This window comes from Phocaeicola dorei (assembly GCF_013009555.1).
Classification (GTDB): domain Bacteria; phylum Bacteroidota; class Bacteroidia; order Bacteroidales; family Bacteroidaceae; genus Phocaeicola; species Phocaeicola dorei.
Map to the genome: position 1 here is coordinate 2,684,952 of NZ_CP046176.1, position 22,830 is coordinate 2,707,781.

21 protein-coding genes and 1 pseudogene are annotated in these 22,830 nt (G+C 42.1%); 19 read left to right on the plus strand and 3 right to left on the minus strand.

From position 1 onward, the window contains the following. Positions 1-146 precede the first annotated feature (146 nt). Entirely contained in the window at positions 147-269 is a 123-nt protein-coding gene (locus GKD17_RS23285) for a hypothetical protein (protein WP_008673954.1), read from the minus strand. A gap of 44 nt (positions 270-313) precedes the next feature. On the opposite strand from GKD17_RS23285, the gene GKD17_RS11230 reads away from it, so the two are divergent. The 16 genes and pseudogenes from GKD17_RS11230 to GKD17_RS11305 all read left to right on the plus strand — a co-directional run bounded on the left by GKD17_RS11230 (position 314) and on the right by GKD17_RS11305 (position 17,943). After that, a complete protein-coding gene (locus tag GKD17_RS11230; protein ID WP_170272829.1) occupies positions 314-2,602 on the plus strand; it encodes a DEAD/DEAH box helicase in 2,289 nt (762 codons plus the stop codon). Positions 2,603-2,846: 244 nt separating this feature from the next. Next, positions 2,847-4,196, plus strand: coding sequence for a Na(+)-translocating NADH-quinone reductase subunit A (locus tag GKD17_RS11235; protein ID WP_007835496.1), 1,350 nt, complete (start codon positions 2,847-2,849; stop codon positions 4,194-4,196). 28 nt (positions 4,197-4,224) lie between these two features. Then, entirely contained in the window at positions 4,225-5,433 is a 1,209-nt protein-coding gene (locus GKD17_RS11240) for an NADH:ubiquinone reductase (Na(+)-transporting) subunit B (RefSeq protein WP_005843519.1), read from the plus strand. Between the two features lie 13 nt (positions 5,434-5,446). Further along, entirely contained in the window at positions 5,447-6,121 is a 675-nt protein-coding gene (locus GKD17_RS11245; protein ID WP_007835495.1) for a Na(+)-translocating NADH-quinone reductase subunit C, read from the plus strand. An 18-nt stretch (positions 6,122-6,139) separates the two neighbouring features. Continuing rightward, positions 6,140-6,778 carry an NADH:ubiquinone reductase (Na(+)-transporting) subunit D gene (locus tag GKD17_RS11250; RefSeq protein ID WP_005843523.1) on the plus strand — a complete coding sequence of 213 codons (639 nt, stop codon included), beginning with the start codon at positions 6,140-6,142 and terminating at the stop codon, positions 6,776-6,778. A 24-nt stretch (positions 6,779-6,802) separates the two neighbouring features. Further along, positions 6,803-7,399 (plus strand): NADH:ubiquinone reductase (Na(+)-transporting) subunit E, encoded by a 597-nt coding sequence (nqrE, locus tag GKD17_RS11255; protein ID WP_007835494.1) that lies wholly within the window; start codon positions 6,803-6,805, stop codon positions 7,397-7,399. A gap of 18 nt (positions 7,400-7,417) precedes the next feature. Continuing rightward, positions 7,418-8,692 carry an NADH:ubiquinone reductase (Na(+)-transporting) subunit F gene (nqrF, locus tag GKD17_RS11260; protein WP_007835493.1) on the plus strand — a complete coding sequence of 425 codons (1,275 nt, stop codon included), beginning with the start codon at positions 7,418-7,420 and terminating at the stop codon, positions 8,690-8,692. A gap of 96 nt (positions 8,693-8,788) precedes the next feature. Next, complete coding sequence (locus GKD17_RS11265; protein ID WP_007842955.1) at positions 8,789-10,102, plus strand: DEAD/DEAH box helicase; 1,314 nt, start codon at positions 8,789-8,791, stop codon at positions 10,100-10,102. Between the two features lie 254 nt (positions 10,103-10,356). Further along, positions 10,357-11,427, plus strand: a complete 1,071-nt coding sequence (gene serC / locus GKD17_RS11270) for a 3-phosphoserine/phosphohydroxythreonine transaminase (protein ID WP_007835491.1) — start codon at positions 10,357-10,359, stop codon at positions 11,425-11,427. A gap of 107 nt (positions 11,428-11,534) precedes the next feature. Next, positions 11,535-12,455 carry an NAD(P)-dependent oxidoreductase gene (locus GKD17_RS11275; protein ID WP_007835490.1) on the plus strand — a complete coding sequence of 307 codons (921 nt, stop codon included), beginning with the start codon at positions 11,535-11,537 and terminating at the stop codon, positions 12,453-12,455. Positions 12,456-12,560: 105 nt separating this feature from the next. Then, the gene (locus GKD17_RS11280; RefSeq protein WP_032936232.1) at positions 12,561-13,808 is read left to right on the plus strand and encodes a DUF1015 domain-containing protein; all 1,248 of its coding nucleotides are present in this window, start codon (positions 12,561-12,563) and stop codon (positions 13,806-13,808) included. Positions 13,809-14,040: 232 nt separating this feature from the next. After that, positions 14,041-14,781, plus strand: a pseudogene (locus GKD17_RS11285) (DMT family transporter); the annotation flags it as partial. 67 nt (positions 14,782-14,848) lie between these two features. Beyond that, positions 14,849-15,346, plus strand: coding sequence for a prolyl-tRNA synthetase associated domain-containing protein (locus tag GKD17_RS11290; protein ID WP_007842971.1), 498 nt, complete (start codon positions 14,849-14,851; stop codon positions 15,344-15,346). Positions 15,347-15,417: 71 nt separating this feature from the next. Next, entirely contained in the window at positions 15,418-16,323 is a 906-nt protein-coding gene (gene bla / locus GKD17_RS11295; RefSeq protein WP_063674276.1) for a class A beta-lactamase, subclass A2, read from the plus strand. Positions 16,324-16,383: 60 nt separating this feature from the next. After that, a complete protein-coding gene (locus tag GKD17_RS11300) occupies positions 16,384-16,839 on the plus strand; it encodes a GNAT family N-acetyltransferase (protein ID WP_007835485.1) in 456 nt (151 codons plus the stop codon). A gap of 309 nt (positions 16,840-17,148) precedes the next feature. Continuing rightward, complete coding sequence (locus GKD17_RS11305) at positions 17,149-17,943, plus strand: class I SAM-dependent methyltransferase (RefSeq protein WP_007835484.1); 795 nt, start codon at positions 17,149-17,151, stop codon at positions 17,941-17,943. A gap of 361 nt (positions 17,944-18,304) precedes the next feature. Here GKD17_RS11305 and GKD17_RS11310 read toward each other — a convergent pair whose 3' ends face one another. Next, complete coding sequence (locus GKD17_RS11310) at positions 18,305-18,658, minus strand: winged helix-turn-helix transcriptional regulator (RefSeq protein ID WP_008654769.1); 354 nt, start codon at positions 18,656-18,658, stop codon at positions 18,305-18,307. A gap of 192 nt (positions 18,659-18,850) precedes the next feature. Here GKD17_RS11310 and GKD17_RS11315 point away from each other — a divergent pair, with 192 nt between their 5' ends. Further along, complete coding sequence (locus tag GKD17_RS11315; RefSeq protein ID WP_007835481.1) at positions 18,851-19,819, plus strand: arginase family protein; 969 nt, start codon at positions 18,851-18,853, stop codon at positions 19,817-19,819. 165 nt (positions 19,820-19,984) lie between these two features. On the opposite strand, the gene GKD17_RS11320 is transcribed toward GKD17_RS11315, so the two are convergent. After that, entirely contained in the window at positions 19,985-20,539 is a 555-nt protein-coding gene (locus GKD17_RS11320) for an NUDIX hydrolase (RefSeq protein WP_007835480.1), read from the minus strand. A 213-nt stretch (positions 20,540-20,752) separates the two neighbouring features. Here GKD17_RS11320 and GKD17_RS11325 point away from each other — a divergent pair, with 213 nt between their 5' ends. Next, positions 20,753-21,520 (plus strand): DUF5131 family protein, encoded by a 768-nt coding sequence (locus GKD17_RS11325; protein ID WP_007835479.1) that lies wholly within the window; start codon positions 20,753-20,755, stop codon positions 21,518-21,520. Positions 21,521-21,701: 181 nt separating this feature from the next. Continuing rightward, complete coding sequence (locus tag GKD17_RS11330; protein ID WP_007835478.1) at positions 21,702-22,829, plus strand: hypothetical protein; 1,128 nt, start codon at positions 21,702-21,704, stop codon at positions 22,827-22,829. Position 22,830 lies beyond the last annotated feature (1 nt).

Consider the following 22,830-nt stretch of genomic DNA (forward strand, 5'->3'; position numbering starts at 1 on the left):
CCCACCTAATTATATCGCGCGTGCGTGTGTGAGAAATTTGGAGTCTGTCCCTGCTGTCCCCACTGTCCCTGCTTGGGAGAGCCGGTGTGAACTGCCATCTTTAAATTCTCAATTTTTATCTTCCTCCGTATCAACGTTTCCTCGTCCTACGAGAGGAAACAAGCTCGTACCGGCTCCTTGCCGGAACGTTCCACGCCTTTGCCGGGATGATTTTTCTTATTATCCGCACTGTTGCTGTGGGAATCATAGACCATTTGTACGTAGTTCATCGCCCCATGGGGGGTTTATTGCCGGTGGTGGCCGGCATCCGCTTATGTATTACCCAAACGACACTCTTCGTGATTACCAGCAGGAGATGAAGCTCCGCCTCTTTGAGGAGTGGGAGTTTCATCGGAATGTGATGGTGCAGATGCCCACCGGTACGGGAAAGACGCATCTGCTGGCCGCCATAGTGAGGGAATTCCTGCGTGGTTCCGGCAGCCGGGTATGGATTGTGGCGCACCGCCGGGAGCTGGTGGATCAGATAGAGGAAACCGTGTCCCGGCACGGGATGAGCAAAGAGGACGGAAGGGTGAGGGTGATGTCCATCCAGTGGTTGTCACGAAACCGGAAGGATATGTACGAAGAACCGGACTTGATCGTTATCGACGAGGCGCATCACGCCCTGGCGGAAACCTACCGGATACTTTGGGAGAAATATCCGGAGGCAAGGAAACTGGGCATGACTGCCACTCCCTGCCGGCTGAACGGCAAGGGATTCATGGACTTGTTCGACAGCCTGATCACCTCGTGGACTGTCGCGGAATTCATCGGAAAAGGGTGGTTGTCATCCTTTGACTATGTGTCCATCCGTGCGAACAGCAGGGAACAGCGGTTGATAGACTCGCTGAAGAAACGGGGTGCGGACGGGGACTACCAGGTAAAGGAGATGAACGAGGTACTGAACCGGGAGACAAGTATCAGCCGGCTGTATGAGAGCGTGGAACGATATGCCCACGGAAAGAAAGGAATCGTATATGCTGTCAGCATCGCCCATGCCCGCCGGATAGCGGCTTGTTATAGCGCACACGGGCTGGAGTCTGTTGCTATCGACAGCAGGACTCCGGCTTCGGAACGCAAGGAACTGGTGGATGATTTCAGACGGGGAAAGGTTAAAGTGCTGGTCAATGTGGATATCTTCTCCGAAGGCTTCGACTGTCCCGATGTGGAGTTCGTGCAGCTGGCACGTCCCACGCTTTCCCTGGCGAAATACCTGCAACAGGTAGGACGTGGGTTGAGGAGATCGGCAAACAAGGAGTCCTGTATGCTGATAGACAATGTGGGTCTGTACCGCATCTTCGGTCTGCCTGCCCGGAACCATGACTGGGCGGCGATGTTCGAGGGACGGATGATTGGCAACGCGCTGTCCCGGGCACGGACGGAAGGCGGATTGTACCTGCCTGCTTTGTCATTGACGGACAGTGGCGGGCAGGAGGAGGTATGGGAGATTGTTATGACTCACGACCGGTTGCTGGAAGCCATCCGGAATCGGGAGGAAGCAGAAGAGGGAAAGGAATCACAAGCCGCCTTGAAATCTTATCCCGACCGGCGGAGTAGCCTGTGGGGGCTGAAGCGTGGAAACAAGATAACAGTGTCTCCCCGTTATCTGCAAGTCTTTGACATTCAGGGAAACCGTGTGGCAGTCCGTTTGAAAGATGGACAGGCAGGAGTGGTGAGTGCCTCCGGGGAGCCGGAAATGATACTCGGGTATTGTCGGAGATTGAAGTTCCTGAAAGAGGAACTGCTGGCTGTTACGGATACTGCCGGCACGGTTTCCTACATGGACATGAAAACAGGCCGCACTTACCGGGAGAAGCCGGTGGTGTTTTCCTACGGCGGTGTGGAATTGCTGAGGGTAGGGGAGACTTTCCATAGCCGTACAAAAAAAGCATACGCCTCCATGAACGGGTTGCATAAAGACAGCATCTGCTTTTATGAATATTACTTGAAGATACCGGATTATCGCGTACCGAAGTCCTGCAAGCTGGTGGATTCCGTATGGTCCACGGTGTTTGATGTGTTCGCCTGCTTGTTGGCAGGGGATGACGAGGAAGTTTATTGGTGCTGCGGCCGTCTGGCCGACCGGAGCATCGTGGTGATGGACGGGGCTGGAAGGTATTACCATGTGGAAAAAGGAAAGAGGAAGCGGTACATTGCCACTAACCTTCCCAGACCCGGTGAGCAGGACTTCGACACGGCTGTAAAGAAGCTGAAAGAGGAAGCCGGACAGCGGGCGGAGGAAACGGACCGGCAGAAGAGAAGGAACGAGGAAGCGAAAAGGCGGAAGAGGCTGGAGGAGATAAGAGATGCCCTTCCGTACCGTATGGGCATGAAATGGGGCTTGAAACTGGGGGAACGTATCATCGTTCCTCCCAAATACAGAAAGATTCTTCCTCCTGTGGGCGTTTATTGTGCTTTTGAAGAGAGCGCCTGCCGGTGGGGGGTGATGGCACTGGACGGGAAAGTGATGGTGGAAGCCTGCTACCAGAAGGTGGATATAGAAAACAACGGCACGGTACACCTGACCATCATTCCCGGCAAAGTGAAGACCGTCAAACTGTAAGTGTTTCCGGAATGAAACACAAATGACGAGAATGACATAAATTAAAAATCAAGATAAATTTATGCCATTCCCGTCATTTGTGTTCTAAAAAAAAAGTGAGTATCTGCCTGAGTTTGCACATACATTCAGAAAGGTTTCTATTATTACAGAATTTTTTCCATAATAAGCGCCAATTCTTTCTTTTTTCACATTTTTTTTCTGTACTTTTGCGCTCAAATTTAAAAACCATTTTTTATAACCCAATATGGCAAATGTGATTAAATTACACAAAGGCTTGAACATCAACCTGAAAGGAAAACCCGTTCAGGAGTTCTTTGACGTGAAGCAGCCGGACATCTATGCGATAGTGCCCGATGATTTTCATGGCGTGACTCCGAAAGTCGTGGTCAAGGAACAGGAATATGTGATGGCCGGGGGAACATTGTTTGTTGACAAGAACCACCCCGAAGTGAAGTTCGTATCTCCGGTAAGCGGTGTCGTTACCAGCGTGGAGAGAGGCGAGCGTCGTAAAGTCCTAAGCATCTCCATTGCAGCAGCAAAGGAGCAGGACTATGAAGAGTTTGGAAAGAAAGATGTTTCAACTCTGACAGGAGAACAGGTAAAAGCTGCTCTGCTGGAAGCCGGACTCTTTTCATTCATCATTCAGCGCCCATACATCGTGGTGGCTGATCCGAATGCCCAACCAAAAGGCATCTTCGTTTCTGCATTTGACACTAACCCATTGGCTGCTGATTTCGAATTTATTCTGAAAGGCCAGGAAAAAGATTTCCAGACAGGTCTGGACGCACTGGCAAAGATGGCAAAGACGTATCTGAATATCAGCGTAGAGCAGAAGAGTCCTGCACTGACCAACGCCAAAAATGTAACTGTAACTGCCTTCGACGGTCCTAACCCCGCCGGAAACGTAGGCGTTCAGATTAACCACATCAGTCCTATTAACAAAGGCGAAACTGTTTGGACGCTCCGTGCGGAAGAAGTGATCTTCATCGGACGTCTGTTCAACACGGGTCGCGTAGACCTTACCCGTACTATCGCCCTGACCGGTTCGGAAGTAAAGAAACCGGCGTATTGCAAGCTGAAAGTAGGAGCCCTGCTGACAGATCTTTTTGCAGGACGTGTGAACGGAGGTAAAAACTTACGCTACATTAACGGTAACGTGCTGACCGGAACTTTGGTGAAACCTAACGGATTCCTGGGCGCACACGCTACAAGCCTCACTGTAATTCCCGAAGGAGATGACCAGCACGAATTCTTGGGCTTTATCATGCCGCGTACCGATCAGTACAGTGCCAACCGCAGTTATTTCAGTTGGTTGTGCGGTAACAAGGAATATACACTGGATGCCCGTATCAAAGGTGGCGAACGTCACATGATCATGTCCGGTGAATATGACAAGGTATTCCCGATGAGCATTTTCCCCGAATATTTAATTAAAGCTATCATTGCCGGCGATATTGACCGCATGGAAGCACTTGGTATTTACGAAGTGGCTCCCGAAGACTTCGCTGTATGCGAATTTGTTGACTCTTCCAAATTGGAATTGCAACGCATCGTACGTCAAGGTCTGGATATGCTTCGCAAGGAAATGTGCTAAATAATTAAAAACTAAGAATTAAAAGTTAATGAAAGCGTTAAGAAATTATCTCGACAAGATAAAGCCAAACTTTGAAGAGGGCGGCAAACTCCACGCGTTTCGTTCGGTGTTCGACGGTTTCGAAACATTCTTGTTCGTACCCAACAGCACTTCGAAAACAGGAGTTCACATTCATGATGCGATTGACAGCAAGCGTATCATGTCAATGGTGGTTATTGCGTTGATACCGGCCCTGTTGTTCGGTATGTACAACGTAGGTTACCAGCACTTTCTGGCAGTAGGCCAGGAGGCAGGTTTCTTTGAAAAGTTTATTTATGGTTTCCTGGCAGTTCTGCCTAAGATTATTGTATCATACGTAGTAGGTCTGGGAATCGAATTTGTGGTGGCACAATGGAAGAATGAAGAAATTCAAGAAGGCTTCCTGGTATCCGGTCTGTTGATCCCGATGATCGTTCCTGTGGAATGTCCGTTGTGGATTCTGGCTGTTGCTACTGCGTTCTCCGTTATCTTCGCTAAGGAAGTATTCGGTGGTACAGGTATGAATATCTTCAACCCTGCTTTGATTACCCGTGCTTTCTTGTTCTTCGCCTATCCTACCAAGATGTCCGGTGATGCCGTTTGGGTAAGCACTGACAGCATTTTCGGCATTGGCGGCGGACAGGTAGTGGACGGTTTTACCGGTGCTACGATGTTGGGACAGGCTGCTACAGCCGCTCCGGGTGCAAGCGAACTGATTAATGTGAACGGTACTCCCGCTACCATGTGGGATATGGTTGTAGGTTTGATTCCGGGTTCTATCGGTGAAACCAGCGTTATCGCTATCGCACTGGGCGCTATCATCCTGCTGTGGACAGGTGTGGCAAGTTGGAAGACGATGTTCTCAGTCTTTGCCGGTGGTATCGTGATGGGATTGATCTTCAATGTGTTCGGTTCTACAGATAACATGATGGCTCAGTTGCCTTGGTACGAACACATCGTATTGGGCGGTTTCTGCTTCGGTGCTGTGTTCATGGCTACCGACCCTGTAACTTCCGCACGTACGGAAAAAGGTAAGTTTATCTATGGTTTCCTGATCGGTGTGATGGCCATTGTAATCCGTGTGTTGAATCCGGGTTATCCTGAAGGTATGATGCTTGCCATCCTGCTGATGAACATCTTCGCTCCGCTGATTGACTACTGTATCGTACAGAAGAACATCACAGCCCGCGAAAACAGATTAAAATCAACTAACAACTAAAATATCGGACATTATGAATACCAATAGTAATAGTTATACTATCATCTATGCTTCGATAATGGTTGTTGTCGTAGCATTCCTGCTGGCATTCGTTTCTTCTTCTTTGAAAGAAACACAGTATAAGAACGTGGAAATGGACACCAAGAAACAAATTCTGGCTGCTCTGAACGTTTATGATGTAAAGGATGTCGATGCAGAATTTACAAAATATGAGATTAAGGACATGCTGGTTCAGCCGGACGGAACATTGGCTCCTAACGACGGAGCGTTCCAGACTTCTTATAAGGGTGAAATAGCAAACAACCGTCTGCACGTTTTCGAATGTAATGTAGATGGTCAGACCAAATACATCCTTCCTGTTTACGGTGCCGGACTTTGGGGTCCTGTATGGGGATACATTGCATTAGACCAAGATAAAGACACCGTATATGGCGTTTATTTCTCACACGCCGGTGAGACTCCGGGTCTGGGTGCGGAAATCACGACAGTTAAGTTTCAAGACCAATTCCTTGGCAAACATGTGTTGGAAAACGGTATTGTAGCTTTAGGCGTTGAGAAACATGGCAAGGTGGCAAAACCTGACTATCAGGTAGACGGTATCTCAGGAGGTACTATCACTTCTAAGGGTGTAGATGCGATGATTAAGGATTGCCTGAGCATGTACAATTCATTTTTAACTAATAAATAAGAGGAGGGTAAATAGAATATGAGCGCATTATTTTCTAAAAAGAATAGAGAAGTTCTTTTAACCCCGCTGGGTTTGAATAACCCTGTCACCGTACAGGTGCTCGGTATCTGTTCTGCACTGGCTGTAACGGCTCAGTTGGAACCGGCTATCGTAATGGGGCTTTCTGTAACCATTATTACAGCCTTCTCAAACTTCGTTATCTCCTTGTTGCGTAACACCATTCCCAACCGTATCCGTATCATCGTTCAGTTGGTGGTTGTTGCTGCATTGGTGACTATCGTTAGTGAAATTTTGAAAGCATTCGCATACGATGTAAGCGTACAGCTTTCTGTATATGTAGGTTTGATTATTACAAACTGTATCCTGATGGGACGTCTGGAAGCGTTTGCTATGATGAACGGTCCTTGGGAATCATTCCTGGATGGTATCGGTAACGGATTGGGTTATGCCAAAATCCTGATTATCGTGGCATTCTTCCGTGAACTGCTGGGTGCAGGTACACTGTTCGGCTTCCAAGTTATCCCGCAGGCTGTTTATGACTTGGGCTACTTGAACAACGGCTTGATGTTGATGCCTCCTATGGCGTTGATTATCTGCGCTTGTATCATCTGGTACCAACGTGCAAAACACAAAGAATTGCAGGAAAGTAATAATTAATCCCCGCTATAAAACGAAAAGAATATGGAATATTTAAGTTTGTTTGTAAAGTCCATCTTTGTGGACAATATGATTTTCGCATACTTCCTGGGGATGTGTTCTTACCTGGCAGTATCGAAGAACGTAAAGACAGCCGTAGGTCTGGGTGCAGCCGTTACTTTCGTGTTGATTGTAACTTTGCCGGTGAACTATATGCTGGAAAATTACGTACTGGCACCTAATGCGCTGGTAGAAGGAGTAGACCTCAGTTTCTTGAGCTTTATCCTGTTTATTGCCGTTATCGCCGGTATCGTTCAGTTGGTGGAAATGGCGGTTGAACGTTTCAGCCCGTCACTCTATGCTTCATTGGGTATCTTCCTTCCGCTGATTGCTGTAAACTGTGCTATCATGGGTGCTTCACTGTTTATGCAGCAACGTCATTTCATCAACATTGGCGAGGCAACAACTTACGCTTTGGGCTCAGGTATCGGTTGGGCACTGGCTATTATCGGTCTGGCTGCTATCCGTGAAAAAATGGCTTACTCTGATGTTCCCGCTCCTTTGAAAGGTCTGGGTATCACTTTCATCACTGTAGGTTTGATGGCAATGGCATTTATGTGTTTCTCTGGTTTGAAAATCTAAAAGGAAAGGAATAAGACAATGGATATGAATTTAATATTAGCTAGTATTGGAGTATTCCTTGGAATTATCCTTCTGCTCGTTGTTATTTTGCTGGTAGCTAAGCAGTATCTTACTCCGAGCGGCAAAGTAAAGATAACTATCAATGGAGAGAAAGAACTGGAAGTAGAACAAGGTTCAACTTTGCTGAACACCCTGTCTGTTAATGGTATATACCTGTCATCGGCTTGTGGTGGTAAAGGTTCTTGCGGTCAATGTAAATGCCAGGTTGTAGAAGGCGGTGGTGAGATTCTTCCTTCTGAAAAAGGACATTTCAGCCGTAAACAACAACAGGATCATTGGCGTCTGGGTTGCCAGGTGAAAGTAAAAGGAGACCTGGGCATCAAGATTGATGAATCTGTAATGGGTGTTAAGGAATGGGAATGCGAAGTAATCAGCAACAAGAACGTTGCCACTTTCATCAAAGAGTTTATTGTGGCTTTGCCGAAAGGTGAACACATGGACTTTGTTCCGGGTTCATACGCCCAGATTAAGATTCCTAAATTTGAAATGGACTACAACAAGGATATTGACAAAGACCTTATCGGTCCGGAGTATCTGCCCGCATGGGAAAAATTCGGCCTGTTCGGCTTGAAATGCAAGAATACGGAAGAAACAATCCGTGCTTACTCTATGGCCAACTATCCTGCCGAGGGCGACCGTATCATGCTGACAGTACGTATCGCTACTCCTCCGTTCAAACCGAAAGATCAGGGTCCCGGCTTTATGGATGTGAATCCGGGTATCGCTTCATCTTACATTTTCACGCTGAAACCGGGTGACAAGGTAACGATGAGTGGTCCTTACGGAGACTTCCACCCGATCTTCGATTCTAAGAAGGAAATGATTTGGGTAGGTGGTGGTGCCGGTATGGCTCCATTGCGTGCGCAGATTATGCACATGACCAAGACACTGCACACTACCGACCGTGAACTTCACTATTTCTATGGTGCGCGTGCATTGAATGAAGTATTCTATCTGCAAGATTTCCAGCAATTGGAAAAAGACTTCCCGAACTTCCACTTCCATCTGGCTTTGGACCGTCCGGATCCCGCAGCCGATGCAGCAGGCGTGAAGTATACCGCAGGTTTCGTTCACAATGTGATGTATGAAACTTATCTGAAGGATCACGAAGCTCCCGAAGATATTGAATACTACATGTGTGGTCCCGGTCCGATGTCTAATGCAGTCGTTAAGATGCTGGATAGTCTGGGTGTTGAACCTTCTTCTATCATGTACGATAACTTCGGAGGATAATATCAGGATCTCCTTTTATTAATAATGAAAATAAGCCCGGTAAAAGTGAACTTTTATCGGGCTTTTTCTTTACTTTTGTATAAAACGAAAATAAATATGATAGAGAACATACTAGCCAATTTGAAAATTGAGCGACTGAACCCGATGCAAGAGGCGTCCATTGATGCTTGGAAAGAGGGAAAAGACTTAATATTATTGTCTCCTACGGGATCCGGCAAGACGTTAGCTTATCTGTTGCCTTTGGTGCAGAGTTTGAAGCCTGGTATAACAGGCGTACAGGCTATAGTGCTGGTTCCTTCCCGGGAGCTGGCTTTACAAATAGATCAGGTATTCAAATCCATGAATACGCCATTCAAGGCTGTAAGTTGCTATGGTGGACGACCTGCCATGGAAGAGCACCGTACCATCAAAGGGGTGCAGCCATCAGTTATCATCGGTACACCGGGCCGTATGAATGACCATCTTTCCAAACAGAATTTTGATGCAGACACGGTTTCCATTTTGATAATAGATGAATTTGATAAATGTCTGGAATTCGGTTTTCAGGAAGAGATGGCGACTGTCATAGGACAGTTACCCGGTCTGCAACGCCGTTTTCTGTTGTCGGCCACCGATGCGGAAGAGATTCCGCAGTTTACGGGGCTGAACAAGACCATTAAATTGAATTTTTTAAATCCGGAAGAGCAGCTTACCCAGCGACTGCATTTATATAAGGTACTATCTCCGGAAAAAGACAAACTTGAAACCTTGTATAAACTACTTTGTACCTTGGGAAGCCAATCGACATTGGTTTTCTGTAATCACCGTGAAAGTGTGGAAAGGGTAGGAAAGTATCTTCAATCCAAGAAGTTTCAATGTGGCATTTTTCATGGCGGCATGGAACAGGATGACCGTGAACGCTCCCTATATAAATTCCGCAACGGAAGTTGCCATGTGCTTATTTCTACCGATCTGGCCGCTCGCGGACTGGATATCCCCGAAATAGAGAACGTGGTACATTATCATCTACCTGCCAATGAGGACGGTTATATCCATCGTAACGGACGTACCGCCCGTTGGGAAGCCGAAGGAAATTCATACGTTATTCTTCATGCTGAAGAAACACTGCCCGGATATATAGCCGATGAGCCGGAAGAATTCATATTGCCCCAAGTGCCTCCCAAGCCGTCCTTGCCCGAATACGTAACATTATATATAGGGAAAGGCAAAAAAGATAAAATCAATAAGATAGATATTGTGGGCTTTCTCTTTAAAAAAGGTAACTTGAATAAAGACGAAATAGGACGGATTGATGTAAAGGACCACTATTCTTTTGCAGCCGTATCTCGCAAAAAGATAAAACAAACTTTGAATTTAATACGAAACGAGAAGATAAAGGGCATAAAAACACTTATTGAAGAAGCCAAATAATGACAATTTGTCAATTCTCGAAATGAAATGATTAAAGAATAATTCAAAAAGATATTTTTTTTATGCTTTAGATCATTGTTTACTAGGGATGTAGTTACAAAATGAAAGCATAAAAATTCAGATTTAACTAATTTGAAAGAAAATTATGCGGAAATTCGTAAATTTATTAGCGATTTTTTTGGAAAACTGAAAATAATGTGTAATTTCGCCCAATGTAAGATATAAACAAATTGTATAACCAAAACAAACTTCAAATGAAAAAGCATAATTTCAATGCGGGACCATCTATCTTGCCTCGCGAGGTAATTGAGAAAACAGCACAAGCCGTTCTTGATTTTAATGGTTCTGGTCTTTCCATCATGGAAATCAGTCACCGTGCTAAAGATTTTCAGCCTGTAGTAGACGAAGCTGTTGCTTTGTTTAAGGAACTGTTGAACATCCCGGAAGGGTACTCGGTACTATTCTTGGGAGGTGGAGCCAGCTTGGAATTCTGTATGATACCTTTCAATTTCCTCGAAAAAAAAGCTGCTTACCTGAATACAGGCGTATGGGCTAAGAAAGCGATGAAAGAAGCCAAGGCTTTCGGTGAGGTAGTAGAAGTAGCATCTTCCGCTGAAGCGACCTATACCTATATTCCCAAAGATTATACGGTTCCCGCTGATGCAGATTATTTCCACGTCACAACTAATAACACAATCTATGGAACAGAACTTCATGAAGACCTGGATTCTCCGGTTCCTATGATTGCTGATATGTCATCTGATATTTTCTCTCGTCCTATTGACGTTTCTAGATATATTTGTATCTATGGCGGTGCGCAGAAGAATTTGGCTCCAGCCGGTGTTACTTTCGTTATTGTAAAGAACGATGCTGTGGGCAAGGTATCACGCTATATCCCTACTATGCTGAATTATCAGACTCACATTGACGGCGGCTCTATGTTCAACACACCTCCTGTACTTCCTATTTATGCCGCTTTGCAGACTTTACGCTGGATAAAAGCTAACGGTGGTGTAGCAGAAATGCAGAAACGTGCTAAAGAGAAAGCAGACATGTTGTATGCTGAAATAGACCGTAACAAAATGTTCCGTGGCACAGTAACGGATAAAGCCGACCGTTCTTATATGAACATTTGCTTTGTGATGAATGACGAATACAAAGAGCTGGAAGCCGATTTCATGAAATTTGCCACAGAAAGAGGTATGGTGGGTATTAAGGGACACCGTTCTGTAGGTGGTTTCCGTGCATCTTGCTACAACGCCATGCCGAAGGAAAGCGTTCAGGCTTTGATTGACTGCATGCAGGAATTTGAGAAACTTCATTAATAATTATGTTCACCACAGATTATACGAATTACACAGATAGGAACAATAAATGGAATCTGTGATAATCCGTGCTAATCTGTGGTGAATCTTTTTAATACAATAAGACCATGAAAGTATTAGTAGCAACAGACAAGCCGTTTGCAAAAGTTGCAGTAGACGGTATCCGTAAAGAAATAGAAGCAGCAGGTTATGAACTTGTATTGCTGGAAAAATATGGTGAAAAAGCCAAATTACTGGAAGCTGTAAAGGACGTTAACGCCATCATTATCCGAAGTGATATTATTGATGCCGAAGTATTGGATGCGGCAAAAGAACTGAAAATCGTAGTACGTGCAGGAGCAGGTTATGATAACGTGGATTTGGCGGCTGCTACGGCACACAATGTATGTGTTATGAATACTCCGGGACAGAATTCCAATGCAGTAGCCGAACTGGCTTTTGGCATGATGGTGATGGCTGTCCGCAATTTCTATAACGGGACTTCGGGTACTGAACTGATGGGCAAGAAGTTAGGTATCCATGCATACGGTAATGTAGGTCGCAATGTGGCTCGTATTGCTAAAGGTTTTGGCATGGATATTTATGCTTTTGACGCTTTCTGCCCGAAAGAAGTAATTGAAAAAGATGGTGTGAAAGCTGTTTCTTCTGCTGAGGAACTGTATGCTGCTTGTAATGTAGTGTCCCTGCATATTCCTGCTACGGCTGAAACTAAAAATTCCATCAACTATGAATTGGTTAACAAGATGCCTAAAGGAGGAGTATTGGTAAATACTGCCCGTAAGGAAGTGATCAATGAAGCGGAATTAATCAAACTGATGGAAGAACGAACCGACTTAAAGTATGTTACTGATATCATGCCGGTTGCCCATGCTGAGTTCTCAGAAAAATTTGCCGGCCGCTATTTCTCTACACCGAAAAAGATGGGAGCCCAGACGGCTGAAGCAAATATCAACGCAGGTATTGCTGCTGCCAGACAAATTGTAGGCTTCCTGAAAGATGGTTGTGAAAAGTTCAGAGTAAATAAGTAATCCAATAACCGCAGGGGCGGATTGAATCCGACCGAATGCATATAGCTTATGTTTTCGGGCGAATGCAATTCGCCCCTGCAAGTAAAATCTAATACCTTTATTTTTATGGCAATAATAAAACCCTTCAAAGGCATCCGCCCTCCGAAAGAATTGGTAGAACAAGTAGCTTCACGCCCATACGACGTACTGAATTCTGAAGAAGCACGTGAGGAAGCGAAAGGTAATGAAAAGTCACTTTATCATATTATTAAACCGGAAATTGATTTCCCTGCCGGAACAGACGAACACGATCCTAAAGTATATGAGAAGGCTGCCGAAAATTTCCAGATGTTTCAGGACAAGGGCTGGTTGGTGCAAGACGGAAAAGAAAATTATTATGTATATGCACAAACCATGAATGGCAAAACCCAATATGGGTTGGTGGTAGGAGCGTATGTTCCCGATTATATGAACGGGGTCATCAAAAAACATGAACTGACCCGTCGTGATAAGGAGGAAGACCGCATGAAACATGTCCGCGTAAATAATGCCAATATAGAACCGGTATTCTTTGCTTACCCGGATAATGCGGAATTAGATGCTATCGTTAAGAAATATACTTCACAACAGCCGGAATATGATTTTATCGCTCTGGGTGACGGTTTCGGACATTCATTCTGGGTGATCGACAAAGAAGAAGATATAACAGCTATCACAAAAGCTTTCAAAGCTATGCCGGCTCTTTATATTGCCGATGGCCATCATCGCTCGGCTGCTGCCGCCTTGGTAGGTGCCGAAAAAGCGCAGCAAAATGCAAACCATCAGGGAAATGAGGAATACAATTACTTTATGGCTGTATGTTTCCCGGCCAACCAGCTGACTATTATTGATTACAATCGTGTTGTAAAAGACTTGAACGGGCTGTCTCCGGAACAATTCCTGACCGCTGTCAGCAAGAATTTTGTAGTAGAAGAGAAAGGTATTGAGGTTTATAAACCGCAGGCTCTTCACAATTTCTCTCTCTATCTGGACGGTAAATGGTACAGCTTGACAGCAAAACCGGGCACATACGATGACAATGATCCTATCGGAGTATTAGACGTGACTATTTCTTCCAACTTGATATTGGATGAAATATTGGGAATCAAGGATCTTCGTTCCGACAAACGGATTGACTTTGTAGGTGGTATCCGTGGCTTGGAGGAATTAAAGAAGCGTGTGGACAGCGGTGAAATGAAAGTGGCTTTGGCCCTTTATCCTGTTTCTATGAAACAATTAATGGATATTGCCGATACCGGTAATATTATGCCGCCCAAAACAACTTGGTTTGAACCGAAACTTCGTTCGGGATTGGTTATTCATAAACTGAGCTGATCAATATAGAACACGGACAGAAGAACAAACCTGCATTTTCCCTCTCTGTCCGTGTCCGTTCATTTCATATAATTTTTTCAGCAGCTACAGGTGATATAAATTCTTTTATATTTGTTGATTAGGTATAATCTAAATAAATAGATGTTAGATTGAAAGAATAAAGCACTTTTCCTTTGTTTATTGCTAACAAATATCTAATTTCGCGCCGATTTTAAAGCGTGTAATAAAAACGATGATTAACAACAAGACTAAAGGATTTCTCCTTGGGGCAATCGCAGCAGCCAGCTACGGCATGAACCCACTGTTCACCCTTCCTCTTTATAGTGCAGGAATGAGCGTAGACTCGGTATTATTTTATCGCTATGCACTGGCTATAGTTGTACTAGGTATCATGATGAAGATGCAGAAACAATCTTTTGCCATTAAGAAAGCGGATGTGCTGCCACTTTGCATCATGGGGTTGCTGTTCTCATTCTCTTCCCTGTTTCTCTTTATGAGTTATAACTACATGGATGCCGGTATCGCATCCACCATATTGTTTGTCTACCCGGTACTGGTAGCTATTATTATGGCTGTAGTATTTAAGGAAAAAGTATCGCCGGTCACTATGTTTTCCATAGCGCTGGCCTTTGTGGGAATTTCCTTGCTTTGTAAAAGTCCGGGAGGACAGACACTCAGCTTGGTCGGGATTACTTTTGTCTTTTTATCATCCTTAGCTTATGCTATCTATATAGTTGGTGTAAACCGTTCTTCCCTGAAGGATATGCCTATAGCCAAGCTTACTTTCTATGTCCTGCTTTTCGGTCTGTCTGTTTATGTGGTGCGATTGAAGTTCTGTACGGGATTGCAGCTTATCCCTACACCCTTGTTATGGGTAAACGCAATTTCACTGGCTGTTTTTCCTACTGTTATTTCGTTGGTGACTATGACAAAGGCCATACACTACATTGGCTCCACACCCACTGCTGTTCTCTGTTTTTTGTTATATTTGTAGATATATCCAAGAATATAGCATGGATAGAGATATAAAGAACATAGTTATGGATAAAGGTTATGTACAGAATACCATTTTTGAATTATTGAGCCGTTTAGGCATCGGTTATGAAAAGCTGGAACATTCTCCTATAATAACGATGAAAGAAGGAAGTGAAATAGCATATAAACTAGGCAGTACTTCATGCAAAAATCTGTTCTTATGCAACAAAAGGCAAGAATATTTTATGTTAATGCTTCCTGCCGATAAGAAGCTATCGGCAAAAAATGTTGCAAGGCAAATCGGCAGCCCACATCTTTCTTTTGCTTCTGCAGAAGACATGGAAAGGTTACTTCATACTTATCCGGGTGCTGTCAGTGTATTAAGCCTTATTTATGATAAAGAAAAAAGAGTACAGCTTTTAATAGATAAGGGTTTGATGAATGTGACTTATATAGGTTGTCACCCTTGCACCAATACTTGTAGTTTGAAAATTAAAATGGAGGATATCCTCACTGTATGGTTGCCTGCGACCGGACATGATGATATGAAAGTTATAGAATGATAAAATACTATTTAAGAAGAGCTATGAATATAATAAAGATTTGTAAACCCATGTCTTCTTTTAGTTCTTTAATAAAAAAAGAACTCTTATATATCTGTATATTCTGTGGAGCACTGTGTGGATGCATTCAGAGGAAGGCCCAAAACCCTTTAGAACCGTTAAAAACAGAGATTCGACATATTATTAAAGATAAGAAAGCAACTATAGGAGTGGCTCTGATACTAGACGGAGAAGATACGCTGGCCGTAAATAATGCCGAAAAATATCCCATGATGAGCGTTTATAAGTTTCATCAGGCATTGGCTGTATGTGATTACCTGCAAAAACGGCATATTCCACTTTCCACTTCCCTATATCTTGATAAAAGGTATTTCAAACCGGATACATACAGCCCTTTGCGTGATAAATATCCCCAAGGTAATTTGGAACTTCCGATTAGTGAACTTTTAGCTTATACAATGCAGTTAAGTGACAATGTAGCCTGTGATATTTTATTCGATTATATAGGTGGTGTAAACGTGGTGGATGAATACATTCATTCATTGGGAATAAACGATGTTTCTATAACTACTACCGAAGATGAGATGCATCAAGACATGGATGATTGTTACAAAAACTGGACAACACCAATGGAAGCAGCCAATCTATTGGAACTTTTTATGACTCAAGATTCCATGAAAAATGAATATACAAATTTTCTAAAACATATTATGATAGAGTGTGAGACAGGTAAAGACAGACTACCTGCTCCCCTTCCCGAAAGTGAAGTCAAGATAGGACATAAGACAGGAACTTCCGATAAGAATGAACGGGGGGAATACATTGGCATCAATGACATTGGTTTTGTAATTCTACCTGATGGGAACCGATACGTAGTAGCCGTATTTGTCAAAGACTCAAAAGAAAATATGGAAACGAATACTAAGATCATCTCTGATATTTCGGCTGCTATTTACCGATATGCCAGGAATCGTTAAAATAGTGCTATTTTGTACTGTCTATGAAAATAAAGACAAGAATGTCATAAATATAATATTATGGATTATCACATCGTTAAAATATCTAGAAATAAAAAGCAATATCTGGATTTATTATTGCTTGGGGATGAACAGGAAATAATGATAGACCGATATTTGGAGCGCGGTGACTTGTTTGTATTGGAAGATAACGGGATAAAAGCTGTTTGTGTTGTAACAAAAGAAGGTCCGAAAATTTGTGAATTGAAGAATATAGCGGTTACCCCTAGTGCCCAACGACAAGGATATGGTAGAAAACTAATAAATTACCTGATAAACCATTACTCAAAAGAATATACTCAGATGATGGTGGGAACGGGAGACGTTCCCGGCACTCTTGCATTTTATAAAAGTTGCGGTTTTGAATATTCTCATTGTATAAAAGATTTTTTCACGGAGAATTACGATCATCCTATCATTGACAATGGGGTTTTACTAAAAGATATGATTTATTTGAAACGTAAAATAGGGTTTTAAAAGAGTGGAAACGATCAAATCCTTACTAAATTTAAACATTATTTTCTATCACTTTCAATGAATCGGACAGAAGAATAATTCTTTTTATGAATAATCTATTTACAATTCAATAAAATAAATGTATCTTTGCAATATGTTAAAAACTCATATATCGGATTTGGTGTCGTAAACAATCTGTTTTTATAGAATAGATTGTCCAGTCGTTTTTACTCTCAGAATGTCTTTTGAGAGCAATTTTATATTATTTATAATTGATCTTTTAATCCGCATACAAATAATGGGATTGTATGCCCTCAATGTTTTACAATAATGAATAACGATAATAATCATAATACAATCCAAGAGTTCGACGTAAATTTAATCTGTGATTTCTTTTTAAATACAAACCGGCAAGGTCCCGGAAGTCCCGAAGCAACCTTAAAAGCACTAAGCTTTATAAATAATCTCACTGTTCAATCCCTTATCGCCGATCTCGGTTGTGGGACAGGAGGTCAGACAATGGTATTGGCACAACATACACCGGGAAGTATTACAGGACTCGACTTCTTTCCGGAATTTATTGAATGCTTCAACAGGAATGCCGAAAAGTTAAATTTACAGGATAGAGTAAAAGGTGTAGTCGGCTCAATGGATGCCCTTTCTTTTGAAAAAGAATCCCTAGACTTGATTTGGTCGGAAGGAGCTATTTATAATATCGGTTTTGAACGAGGATTGAACGAGTGGCGCAATTATTTGAAACCGGGAGGATACCTTGCCGTTTCTGAAAGTGTCTGGTTTACCGATCACCGTCCGGCAGAGATTCATGATTTCTGGATGAATGCTTACACGGAAATAGATACAATTCCTAATAAAGTAGTACAAATACAAAAAGCGGGATATATTCCCGTTGCTACGTTCATTCTTCCGGAGAATTGCTGGACAGAACATTATTATGTTCCGCAGGCCAAAGCCAAAGAAATGTTTATCAAGAAGTATGCAGGGAATAAAACAGCTGAAAAACTGATGGCATCCATCTGCCATGAAGCTGAATTATATAGTAAGTATAAAGAATACTATGGATATGCATTTTTTATAGCAAAGAAAATAAATCCCTTTCAAGGTTAGTGGAAAGAAGAGTAAAGTGACCTTCTAAAACATATTCAAGTAGTGCAGACATTCTGTTCAAGGAGTATCTGCACTCGCTTTTTTATATATCAAGCATTTCCATTAAAGCGCTTTTCAGTACATAGGCACTTATACCCAGTCGTCTTTTTCACCGCCTCATTCAGATAAACAGATGAGACATTGAGCAGCAAAGCATATTCTTGTGGGCGTTTTAATGAATGGAATTTTACAGCCCATAAGGCTTTAAATTGTTTTATGATAATAGTTTTAATTACCCTCTTTTTAAAACGTTTTCTAATTGACAAAGTAATTCATTTTCAATCAGAAAACCGAATTGATAAAGAATCATATCTTGTTGAACTTAGTCTTCCATTCCTAATATTTTCTTCATTTGCGGTCGGAATCCATCTCCCCATTTTTCTAATTGTTCAATAATGGGAAGCAGTGTTCTACCTTGCTCTGTAATGGAATATTCTGTATGGGGAGGAAGTTCCGAAAAAATCTTTTTCTGTATCATGCCATGAATCTCCAGTTCTTTCAGTTGTTGGTTGATTACCCTTGGGCTGGCATCATCAAAGTAACGATGAAGTTCACTCGGGCGCTTCGGGCCTTTGTCCAATTCTTGAATAATGCAGCTTTTCCATTTTCCACCAATCACTTCCATCGCTATTTTCACACCGCAGTTTATATCAAAAGGTATTTTCTTTCTGTACATAAATCTTCTTTTTTCTGCAAAATTAATCATATTGAAATAACATAGAAAGAATAGCTTCTACTCTTTTCATGTTATAGGGATAAATTATTCATATACTGATTAATTTATCCCTACTTGCGCAAACCATCGGGTAATTATAAATTTGCAGACAGATTCAGATATAGGAATAATGGGATATATAATAATGATATAATGAAAAAGTGGTTATCTCTGATAATATTACTGGCTGTTAATGTGATTTCTATTAATGCACAACAGAAAAATTCAATTAATAATCAAAGTATGGAAAAGAAAACAAAAACAATTCGTTTGATTTATCCGCAATGGCAAGGAGGTGATATTGCTCGGTGGATTACTGAAATAAAAGATCCCGAAGCAGCATCAAAGGGATACTTCTTAGGGGCAGAATTGCTTAACTTCTTGGCTCCCGACAGCAGTCAAGAAACACTGACAGTTCCCATTTCAACAGAAATTACAGAACGTAGAAAAAAGGACGGTGTACTAGACCGCGACATTATTGTGAAACAGACTAAAGCTGCTCTTGACTTGTTGCGTATCAGTGATCCTGATAAAATAGTAACTCTTGGAGGAGAATGTTCTGTCAGTGTCGTTCCGTTTACCTACCTTGCAGAGAAATATAAAGATGATGTGGCAATGATTTGGATTGATGCCCATCCTGATATAACACTTCCCGGAGATATGTACAGCGGATTCCATGCCATGGCTGTTACTGCCTGCATGGGGAAAGGCGACAAGGAAATCCTTTCCAAGCTACCGGCCCAAATAGCCCCCTCAAAGATTCTGCTCGTAGGATTGCGTGATTGGGAACGTGATGAAATAAAAGTCCGCCAGAAACAATATGGTATAAAACATCTTACTCCGGAAGATGTAGCACAAAATAGTAATGCTATATATGAATGGTTAAAATCATGTGGAGCATCCCGCGTGTTAATTCATTTTGATATGGATGTGCTCGACCCTGCCGAAATTATAGCAGCCGTAGGGGTAGTTCCCGATGGAATGAAATTGGCAGAAGTGGTCCGCGTTATTAATGATATTGCCAAAGAAAAAGAAATAGTAGGTCTAACCGTTGCCGAACCGATGCCACGGATTGCTATCAGAATTAAAGAAATGTTAAATCAATTACCTTTGTTGAAATGATAAGGAACAGATAAAAAGACATTTAGAATAACCTGTCAAAATCAATTCTCCGGAGAAGTCCAATATTTTATGGGCAAAGTGGTTCTAGATTACTTTATCCTTTAAGCCAAAAAACATTTTCAGAGAGGGCAAAATCCTCCCTGAAAATGTATTTGGGTGATTGAACTATGAATGAGAATATAAAGCAAAATACTTCCAAAGCGGTGCTGCCATCAATGATTGTTTTACTTCATCATTCAATAACAACGCTTTTATTTCTTCTTCACTCAGCAAATGCACTGTCAAATCTTCAGTTTCTTCCAAATGCTGGGTGGAGATTCGTTCTACCTCCGTAGCCAGATAACAATGAGTGATATTTGTCATGGTGCTGGCATTTGCAGAGACGGTCATAAGTTTTGTCCAATTTCCATTACCATACCCTGTTTCTTCGTACAATTCGCGTTGGGCAGAAAGCAAAGGTTCTTCTCCGGTTTCACAAACTCCGGCACAAATTTCATAACGTGTTTCTTTTATTCCGTGACGGTATTGGCGTACTAATACGAATTTACCCTCTTTGGTGATAGCAATTACATTTACCCAATCAGGATATTCCAAAATATAATATTCAGGAATTTCAACTCCTGTAGGTAATTTAACCCGATCACGGCGTGCGGTCAGCCAAGGGCGGCGGATAAGATATTCACTTTCAATAATCTCCCATTTTCTATCGTCTGTGTTCATATAATAAGTTTTTTGTTTTATACTCTACATTATAAAATTTATTCTTGTTAGTGGCTTAATTGATTATATCGGCAAAGGTACATTAATCCATTTGCATTAACTATAACACTCCCATTCTTTTTGAAGAAATTCAGGAATGAATTATGTAAATGATGAAAAGACTTTAGCTAACTTTGCAGACAATAATAAAATGATAAATTTTATTCAAACAGAATGGAAAATAGAATAAGTCCGGAGTCTTCTCTATGGAATCCTTGGCATGGCTGCCATAAGCTAAGTACAGGTTGCCGGCATTGTTATGTATATCGCGGAGATAGTAAACATGGGAAAGACAGTTCCATAATAACCAAAACCGGACAATTCAATCTGCCCGTGAGGCGGAAAAAGGATAAGACTTACAAGATCCCTTCCAGAAATCTCGTCTATACTTGTTTTACCTCTGATTTTCTGATAGAAGAAGCCGATGAATGGCGTATAGAAGCATGGAAAATGATGCGGGAACGATACGATCTTCATTTCTTGTTTATAACTAAACGTATAGACCGGCTCAGCCAATGTCTGCCTCCGGATTGGGGGGACGGGTATGATAATGTTACCATTTGTTGCACCATGGAAAATCAAGAAAGAGTGGATTACCGTCTTCCTCTTTATAAAGCAGCTCCTGTAAAGCATAAAATCATTATCTGTGAACCATTGTTGTCCGCTATAAACTTCAAGGGAGAACTTGGTACATGGGTAGAACAGATTGTGGTAGGTGGAGAATCAGGTAAAGAAGCGCGCATATGTAATTATGACTGGGTATTGGACATTCGTCGGCAATGTATAGAAAATAATATTAGCTTTTGGTTTAAACAAACTGGATACAGATTACTAAAAGGAGAACGTGAATATAAAATAGCCCGCCAATTTCAACATACACAAGCTAGAAAAGCAGGAATAAACTATTCTAGGGGATCTAACAGCAATAATTATAGTGATTAAGAAAGTGTTTCATTTTGAAAGAGTTCCTTTTCATTTTGGTAAGCTTTAGTTTTTAATGACACGCTTATGGCATTGTAACTAAGCCGTTTGTTTTATTGGTATATTCTTTGTCTGTTATAAAAGGACTGATATTAAATATGCGGAAAATTGTTATATTTACACTAATATGATAAAGTAACAAATGGAAGACAGAGAAGAAAGTGTACAGCATTTTTTAGATTTGATTAAACGTTCACGGCGTGGAAAGTTTAAAATCTATATCGGAATGATAGCCGGTGTAGGGAAGAGTTATCGTATGCTGCAAGAAGCTCACGAAATGTTGGAGAACGGGGTAGATGTACAGATAGGTTATATTGAAACGCACGGACGTGCAGGAACCGTTGCTATGTTGGAAGGATTGCCTGTTATCTCTCGGAAAAAGATATTTTACAAAGGTAAGGAAGTGGAAGAAATGGATCTTGATGCCATTCTTCAGTTACATCCCGAACTAGTTATAGTAGATGAATTGGCACATACCAATATCGAGGGCAGCCGGAATGAGAAACGTTGGCAAGATGTAATGGAATTGTTGGATGCCGGTATAAACGTAATTTCTGCAGTTAACATCCAGCATATAGAAAGTTTGAATGAGGACGTAAAAGGTATAGCAGGTATAGAAGTTAAAGAACGGATTCCGGATAAGGTGCTGCAGGATGCGGATGAAGTGGTAAATATAGACCTTACCGCCGAAGAACTGATAAACCGGTTGAAAGCCGGGAAAATCTATCGTCCTGAAAAGATTCAGTTGGCACTGAATAATTTTTTTAAGACAGAGAATATTCTTCAGTTACGTGAACTGGCACTAAAAGAAGTGGCCTTTCGAGTCGAGAAGAAAGTTGAAAATGAAATTGTAACAGGTGAAAAGGGCATCCGGCACGAGAAGTTTTTGGCATGTATCAGTAGTAATGAACGGACTCCCCGACATATTATCCGTAAAGCGGCACGGCTTGCTTCCCGGTACAATACGGTCTTTTTTGCCCTCTATGTACAGACACCTGCCGAGAGTACGGAACGTATTCCATTGGCAACACAGCGGCATTTACTTAACCATTTTAAACTGGTTACCGAGTTAGGCGGTGAAGTTATCCAAGTTTCATCTTCCGATATTATGGGAGAAATAATTAAAACTTGTCGTCAACGTGGAATTACAACCGTCTGTATGGGGCATCCTACTTTCAAAATGCCAGGTGCATTATTCAGTCTTTCCAAATATCGAAAATTTCTAAACTCTTTAGCTGAAATAGACATAGATTTGATTATACTTGCATAAA